Origin of the sequence: Sphingopyxis flava, assembly GCF_900168005.1 — a bacterium.
In the GTDB taxonomy this organism is placed as follows: domain Bacteria; phylum Pseudomonadota; class Alphaproteobacteria; order Sphingomonadales; family Sphingomonadaceae; genus Sphingopyxis; species Sphingopyxis flava.
In genome coordinates this window covers 1-3,292 of the sequence record NZ_FUYP01000080.1, presented here as the reverse complement: position 1 = coordinate 3,292, position 3,292 = coordinate 1, and the positions used below count along the sequence as shown (strand labels likewise).

Below are 3,292 nucleotides of genomic sequence, written 5' to 3'. Positions count from 1 at the left end.
CCATCACGTGCCTCCTACTGTTCGCGATGGTGAATCAGAAAATCAGCCGCTTGGGAATCCACTCCGTGAGTCAGCCTCAACGGGATTTGGTATAAATCGAGCAGCATACTCGTGCCACTTGTCACCGGCAGATCCGTAGAAGCGGAAATCACCGTGAAAATCGAGATCGCGCCACCGCTTGTTAATGGCTCTGCACGATCCCACGAATGGGAAATCAGGCTTCGGACGTTCGTCGAGCGGAACATCTTCCCAGTCACACTCTTCTATCATCAGCCTCCCGTCGGCCCGGATTAGAAGCGTGGCCAATGTACAGTCGAAATCCTTGGTCTGCATTTCTCCCGTGAAACCATCCGGCAACGGAATTTCGCAGCGGAGAACATCGAACATTCCCATGACATATCTCTCAAATCGGCCAGATTTAGCCATCCGTCTTGCGAACTACCTCTTGGCTTTGCACAAAGCTCCGGCGCCTATGGCCTGAATATCGGGTCTCTATGAAGCAGTCCGCTTCTCGAGCAGTATTTCCACCAGCTTACGCACTCCGATCACCGATACCCCTTCCGCAACCGGATAATGGTCGGCGCCGGGATAGACCACAAACGACCTGTCCGGTTTCAGGTCCTCGCGTGCATGATGAAAGCCGCGTTCGAGCTTGGGAGACAGGCTGCGCTTGATTTCAATCGCCCAACGTCCACGATTTCCGGGCAGTTCAAGAAGAAGATCGATTTCCGCTCCCGCCAACGTCCGATAGAAGCTTGCCGTCGTCCGTTCGGGCGCAGCGGCCAGCAGGCTCTCGATCACGAAGCCTTCCCAACTCGTGCCGACGACCGGATGACCCGATAAGGTTTCGAAGTTGTCGATTCCGAGCAGGGCATGCACAAGACCGCTGTCGCGGACATAAATCTTGGGCGATTTGACCAGACGTTTACCGGCGTTGGTCGAATACGGCCGCAGCTTGCGCACCAGGAGGAGATCGACCAGCAGATCGACATAGCTGCTCACGGTCGGGCTACTGACACCGAGGCTGGCCGCCAGGCGCGACGCATTCAGGGTACTCCCCTGCCCGTGCGCAAGCATTATCCACAACCGTTCCAGCGTCTCCGCGGCGATTCTCGGCCCGAACTGGGGGACATCGCGCTCCAGATAGGTACGGATGAAGCTGCGCCGGAAAGCGAAGCTGTCGGCATCCGTTCGCGCCAGAAAACTCTCCGGGAAGCCGCCCCTCACCCAGAGCCTCTCAGCCATTTTCGGATCGGACGAAATCTCGGCAAGGTCGAGCGGAGCCATATCGATATACTCGATGCGACCAGCCAACGTCTCGCCGGACTGGCGAAGCAATTCGATCGAAGCCGAGCCCAGGATGAGGAAACGCCCGGTCCGATGCCCTCGCCGGCGCCCTTGGTCGATCAAGCCTCGCAGTGTCTGGAAAATCTCCGGTGCTCGGTGAATCTCGTCGAGGACGACAAGCCGATCCTCATAAGATCGGAGAAACAGTGCCGGGTCGGCAAGTTTAGCCCGATCTTCGGGTGCCTCCAGATCAAGATAGACCGATGGCCGTTCTTCTGCGATGTCCTGCGCCAATGTGGTCTTGCCGACTTGTCGCGGACCGATGATGGCCACGGCGGCCTGCCGCGCCAGTGCTTCCCGAACCTGCTGCTTGGCACGACGCTCAATCATCATTGATTATTTAAAGTTATAATTTGAATATGCAAGGATGATTATCAACCGGGTATAGACGGATTGAGGTTGAACAGCAGGTGCGCCTATCGATAACCCGGCGCGCCCTGGTCGCGGACGTATGTCCATCTGGGCGACGCTGAAACGAAAGAAGGGTACGCCGTCAATGTATTCCACAAAGCAGATCGCCGTTGCCAAGGCCCAGGCCAAGGAACTGCGCGAACAGGCGCGCAGCGGAGGTATGCGCTTCGAAGCCTATTTGCCCTCAAAACTGGCGGACTGGGTTCTGGACATGATGGAAAGGGGGGTGTTCATTTCTCCATCCGAGGCCATCGTCGTGATCCTCGGCGAGCATATGGAACTCGAACCGCATCAAGATATTCGCAAGGAACTAATGAGACGAAGGGTTCAGGCTGCGTTCGAAGATCCGAGCCCGCCTTCTACCCCGGACGAGGTGCGCGAGCGGATTAAGAAGAACGCCGTTATGAGAAAACCTCCAGTATCCTGGTCCGATGAGTTCCTGAAACGAGTAGGCTGACCGCATCGCAAAATGGCCGATGCACGAACATGACGTAATTGCGGGTGCGCCGGCGATGGTCCAGAAGCACGAGATTGCTGGAAGGTTGGTTGCCCCCCGATAAGATGAAGTACGGGCTCACGATTGTTGACCGGGCCCAGCATCCAAGGAGGACAACGGTGGCTCAGTATATAGGACTCGACGTTTCCTTAAAAGACACTTCGATATCGATTCGTCAGGATGGCAAGCGCATCTGGCGCGGCAAGTGTGCATCCGATCCAAAGCTGCTCGCAGAAGTGATCCGCAAACGCGCGCCGAACGCAGAGCGCGTGGTATTCGAGACCGGACCTTTGTCGGTTTGGTTTTTCCACGCGCTCACAGCTGAGGGACTACCCGCGATATGTATCGATGCGCGGCATGCCAAAGCCGCTCTCGATATGGCCGCGAACAAGACGGATGCGAACGACGCTGACGGCTTGGCGCACTTGGCTGAGGTAGGGTTTTATCGAGAGGTTCGCGTCAAAGGTTTCGACAGCATGTTGATGAGAACATTGATCACCGCGCGCCGCCAACTTTTGAAGATGCGGGTGCAGATGTCGAACCAGATCCGGGGGCTCATGAAGACGTTCGGGCTTGTTTTACCCAAAGGTGCTGGCAGTGTTTTCGAGCGCAACGTCGGGCTCTTCCCCGTGAACGGGGGATGAGGGTGGATCAGACCCGATTGATGACGCCATTCCAACCGCAAAGAGCGAGGACGCGCAAGCGGTAGTTGTGAAAGTTTCGGAAGCCGAACGCGCGGCGCGAGATCATCTCCATCTTTGTGTGAAAGCCCTCGGTGATTCCATTGTTCCTGGAAAAGCGCCACATGCGGGCGACGGGCTCGAGCCAGCTGGTCAGGGTATCGGCGAGGGACTTGAGGGGGCTGGCGGCGAACTGATCGATCAGCCTGAGCAGGTCGGGGATAAGCTGGCTGGCCTTTTTGGCATTGAGGGATTTTTGCGTCAGCGGGAGGGCCATGTCCTGCTTGGCAGTGTAGAGGGCTTCGAGCACCGGATTGGCTTTCAGGTAGACGGCCAGCCTTTTGCGCTGTTCTTCGCT

4 protein-coding genes and 1 pseudogene are annotated in these 3,292 nt (G+C 57.1%); 2 read left to right on the top strand and 3 right to left on the bottom strand.

Features of this window, described 5'->3' with window-relative positions; genetic code table 11:
* Nucleotides 1-42: 42 nt before the first annotated feature.
* Both B5X69_RS20440 and B5X69_RS20435 read right to left on the bottom strand, forming a co-directional pair.
* Nucleotides 43-393 carry a hypothetical protein gene (locus B5X69_RS20440; protein ID WP_139375914.1) on the bottom strand — a complete coding sequence of 117 codons (351 nt, stop codon included), beginning with the start codon at nucleotides 391-393 and terminating at the stop codon, nucleotides 43-45.
* A 99-nt stretch (nucleotides 394-492) separates the two neighbouring features.
* Nucleotides 493-1,677, bottom strand: a complete 1,185-nt coding sequence (locus tag B5X69_RS20435; protein WP_079640303.1) for an ATP-binding protein — start codon at nucleotides 1,675-1,677, stop codon at nucleotides 493-495.
* A 166-nt stretch (nucleotides 1,678-1,843) separates the two neighbouring features.
* Here B5X69_RS20435 and B5X69_RS20430 point away from each other — a divergent pair, with 166 nt between their 5' ends.
* Together B5X69_RS20430 and B5X69_RS20425 are read left to right on the top strand one after the other, a co-directional pair.
* Complete coding sequence (locus tag B5X69_RS20430; protein ID WP_079640302.1) at nucleotides 1,844-2,215, top strand: CopG family transcriptional regulator; 372 nt, start codon at nucleotides 1,844-1,846, stop codon at nucleotides 2,213-2,215.
* 158 nt (nucleotides 2,216-2,373) lie between these two features.
* Nucleotides 2,374-2,871: pseudogene (locus B5X69_RS20425) on the top strand (IS110 family transposase); the annotation flags it as partial.
* Between the two features lie 34 nt (nucleotides 2,872-2,905).
* Here the strand turns inward: B5X69_RS20425 and B5X69_RS20420 are convergent.
* Nucleotides 2,906-3,292: transposase (locus tag B5X69_RS20420; RefSeq protein WP_139375913.1), on the bottom strand; the 387-nt coding region annotated here is incomplete at its 5' end.

Bases quoted from the DNA above. Each gene is read 5' to 3' on its own strand.
- B5X69_RS20430 (WP_079640302.1), top strand. From the start codon at position 1,844: ATGTATTCCACAAAGCAGATCGCCGTTGCCAAGGCCCAGGCCAAGGAA.
- B5X69_RS20440 (WP_139375914.1), bottom strand. From the start codon at position 393: ATGGGAATGTTCGATGTTCTCCGCTGCGAAATTCCGTTGCCGGATGGT.
- B5X69_RS20435 (WP_079640303.1), bottom strand. From the start codon at position 1,677: ATGATTGAGCGTCGTGCCAAGCAGCAGGTTCGGGAAGCACTGGCGCGG.